At 46.2% G+C, this 3,819-nt stretch carries 3 protein-coding genes; 2 read left to right on the plus strand and 1 reads right to left on the minus strand.

Annotation, left to right across the window (positions count from 1 at the left end):
- Positions 1-2: 2 nt before the first annotated feature.
- Positions 3-1,376 (minus strand): DNA repair protein RadA, encoded by a 1,374-nt coding sequence (radA, locus tag VIM87_RS10000; protein ID WP_331996857.1) that lies wholly within the window; start codon positions 1,374-1,376, stop codon positions 3-5.
- 585 nt (positions 1,377-1,961) lie between these two features.
- On the opposite strand from radA, the gene VIM87_RS10005 reads away from it, so the two are divergent.
- Both VIM87_RS10005 and VIM87_RS10010 read left to right on the plus strand, forming a co-directional pair.
- A complete protein-coding gene (locus VIM87_RS10005; protein ID WP_331996858.1) occupies positions 1,962-2,687 on the plus strand; it encodes a zinc metallopeptidase in 726 nt (241 codons plus the stop codon).
- A 249-nt stretch (positions 2,688-2,936) separates the two neighbouring features.
- The coding region (locus VIM87_RS10010; protein WP_331996859.1) for a carboxypeptidase-like regulatory domain-containing protein at positions 2,937-3,819 on the plus strand (883 nt) is incomplete at its 3' end.

Here is a 3,819-nt window from a genome sequence, read left to right on the forward strand (position 1 = left end):
GCTCAAAACAGCTGCTGATAAACCTCATCCACCCGGCCTACCGGCGCTACTTCAATATTGAACTTGCCGCTGTGCGCGCCCTGCTTGTTATAGCGGGAAATAAAGATCTTATCAAAGCCTAATTTCTCTGCTTCTGCAATGCGTTGTTCAATGCGGTTTACAGCGCGGATCTCCCCGCTGAGCCCCACTTCACCGGCAAAACAGATCTTGCTGCCTATGGCCGTATCTTCATAGGAGGAAAGCAGCGCGCATAATACCGCCAGGTCAATGGCCGGATCTTCCACCCGGATGCCGCCGGCAATGTTTAAGAACACATCCTTTACGCCAAAGTGAAAGCCGCCGCGTTTTTCCAGTACGGCCAGCAGCAGCTGCAGGCGGCGCAGGTCAAAACCCGTGGCAGTACGTTGCGGTGTGCCGTAAACAGATTGTGTTACCAGCGCCTGCACCTCTACCAGCATCGGGCGCATACCTTCCATAGTAGCAGCAATGGCTACACCGCTTAGCTGATCTTCCCGTTGCGAGATCAATATTTCAGAAGGGTTGGTTACCTGCCGCAGGCCATACCCTGTCATTTCATAAATACCCAGCTCGGAGGTAGATCCAAAGCGGTTCTTGATAGTGCGTAAAATACGGTAGGCATAATGCTGGTCGCCCTCAAACTGCAGCACGGTATCTACCATATGCTCCAGGATCTTGGGACCGGCAATGGCGCCGTCTTTGGTTATATGTCCTATCAGGAATACGGGCGTATGTGTTTCTTTGGCAAAACGCTGCATTTCTGCGGTTGTTTCGCGGATCTGTGAAATGCTGCCGGGAGCTGCTTCAATAAAAGGTGATTGCAGGGTTTGAATAGAGTCTACGATCACCAGCTGCGGGCGCAGTTTTTTTATTTCCTGGAAAATAGTTTGGGTAGATGTTTCTGTAAGCAGGAAGAACTGATCATTCCGGATCTTTAATCGATCGGCCCGCATTTTTATTTGCTGCGCACTTTCTTCTCCGCTGATATAAAGTGTAGTGATCTGCGATAGCTGCAATGCATTTTGCAGGAATAAAGTAGACTTACCGATGCCGGGCTCACCGCCTACCAGCACCAGGGAGCCTGGCACAATACCGCCGCCCAGCACGCGGTTCAGCTCTGCATCACCTGTTATTAAGCGTTCATCTTCGGTGCTGCTTACTTCAGAGAGGTTTACAATATTATCTGCAGCGGATGAAAGTTCGGGTTGTTTCCAGCTGCTGTTCCTGAGTGGAATATCTTTCTGGATCTTTTCTTCTACAAATGTGTTCCATTGTCCGCAGCTGGGACAACGCCCACTCCATTTTGCTGATTCATATCCGCATTGCTGACAAAAGAATGCGGTTTTAATTTTACTCATGCAATAAAGGTAATGGTAAGTTAAATGATTTAAGAAGTGTAAACAGGAAATGAGGATAACAAATAAGCAGTGATTTTATACCGCGTAATGATTTGTAAAAAGAAAAAGAGCCAACAGAAGATTCCGTTGACTCTTTCTACTTACTAACCCATTAAATTCAGGTCTAAATTACTAAATGGGTTCAGAATAAAAAAGTTTATTTAATTGATGTGAATAACTTTTGAGCAATTTTCATAATGTGACAGATCGGCTCCCATCGCCTGTTTCAGGGCATTCTGAGTTTAATATTACTTGCGTTGGAAGGTCGTAAAATATTGATAAATAGGAGTGATGCCGGTTTATTTTACATATAAAAAAAACTTAATAATAGAGCGCCTCGTCCCTGACAAATAGTCTATAATAAATATATGATATTGATTGTATGGCGCCACAATGACAGCATTAATTTTTTAAAACTGACAGCCTGGGAGCCCCTGGCGGGCAATTTCTTAAGAAAAGCCTAAAACCTTGTACCGAAGCGGTATTGGATAGCATTTTGATAGGATACAATAGTAATTTTGTAAGAGAATTTAACCTTTATTGAGCATGACAACTGATCTTATGTTATTTATAATGCCCGGAATGCCGCCGGGGGTAATGCTTTTATCCCTGTTATTCATAGGTATTAGCCTGCTGGTAAGCTGGCGGCTGCGCAGCAAGTTTAAGGAATACAGCCAGGTACCTGTCTCATCCGGCTTTACCGGTAAGCAGATCGCGGAGAAAATGCTGCGGGACAACGGTATTTACGATGTGCAGGTGGTTTCTGTGGACGGTTTCCTATCCGACCATTATAACCCCGAAAACAAGACCGTAAACCTGAGCCCTGAGGTATATAGCACTGCCAGTGTGGCTGCGGCCGCTGTGGCGGCTCACGAATGCGGCCACGCCGTACAGCATGCCCATGCCTATAAATGGCTTACCCTGCGCTCCAAGCTGGTACCAGCCGTGCAGGTAAGCTCCAACCTGGTGCAATGGGTGCTTTTAGGGGGAATTTTGCTGGTAAATGTGTTCCCGGCCTTATTACTGGGGGGTATTGTATTATTTGCCGTAACCACCTTGTTTGCAGTAATTACCCTGCCGGTAGAGTTTGACGCCTCCCGCAGGGGCCTGGCCTGGTTAAACAATGCCGCGCTGATGCCACCCGCTGAATATGGCAAAGCCAAAGACGCTTTATGGTGGGCCGCCATGACCTATGTGGTAGCCGCGGTAGCTTCTATTGCCACCCTGGTACAATATATACTTATCTACATGGGCGCCCGGAACAGAGACTAAAATTATCAAGGGTTTAATCATTTAAACGAAAAACTCCATTTGCCTTTGTGGTAAATGGAGTTTTTCATTTAAAGCCCTTATATTTGTTTCTTTTTTCCGGGTTAAATTATATTTCATTACGGAAATTTCTGACTTGTGGGACAACCAAATGACTAATGAACTGATGTACCGTCTTTTAAAATGAATGTTATAAAACCTTATTTCGGCCGCCGGCTGAACCCCGTTAAACTTTGAACCAAAAAATAGCTTATGCGAAGAATCTACTCCCTTCTTGCAGGCATGCTGCTCGTCATGTCTCAATTCGCCTATGCACAGCAAAAAACTATCACCGGTAAGGTAACAGACGCCAAAGATGGCAGTGATCTGCCAGGTGTTACCGTACAGGTGAAAGGTACTGCTGTGGGCACTGCTACCGGTATTAATGGTACCTATACCATAACATTACCCAAAGGCGCCAGCACACTGGTATTTTCCTTTGTTGGTTATGCCAGCCAGGAAATTACTATTGCCAATCAAAGTACCATAAACCTCTCTATGAGCACAGGTAATAAAGACCTGTCTGAAGTAGTGGTGGTAGGTTATGGTACGCAAACCAAACGTAATATTACGGGCTCTATAGCCAAAGTAGCCAGCCAGGAAATAGAGAACTTCCCCGCGCCCAGCTTTGAATCTGCTATACAGGGTAAAGCCGCCGGTGTGGTAATAGAATCCGGCAGTGGTAAGGTAGGCCAGGGCTTGAAGGTGCGCATACGCGGTACTTCTTCCATCTCTGCCAGCAGCCAGCCCCTTTATGTAATAGATGGTTTGCCCATACAAACGGCCAGCCAGTCTGACGTAAACAACGAGATCACTAACCCGGTTGCTGACCTGAACCCGAACGATATTGAATCCATAGAGGTTTTAAAAGATGCAGCTGCCACCGCTATTTATGGCGCCCGTGGCGCCAATGGCGTAGTACTGGTTACCACTAAAAAAGGCAAGACTGGTCAGAAAACCACGCTTAATCTGGATATAAGCACCAACTGGGGTAAGCCTACTAAAAAACGCCATTTCCTGAATGCCAAACAGTATGTTGACCTGATTGAGGAAGCTGCTGTGAATGATGGCAGAATAGATTTTACCAACGGCGACA

The organism is Chitinophaga sp. (assembly GCF_036569125.1).
Classification (GTDB): Bacteria; Bacteroidota; Bacteroidia; order Chitinophagales; family Chitinophagaceae; genus Chitinophaga.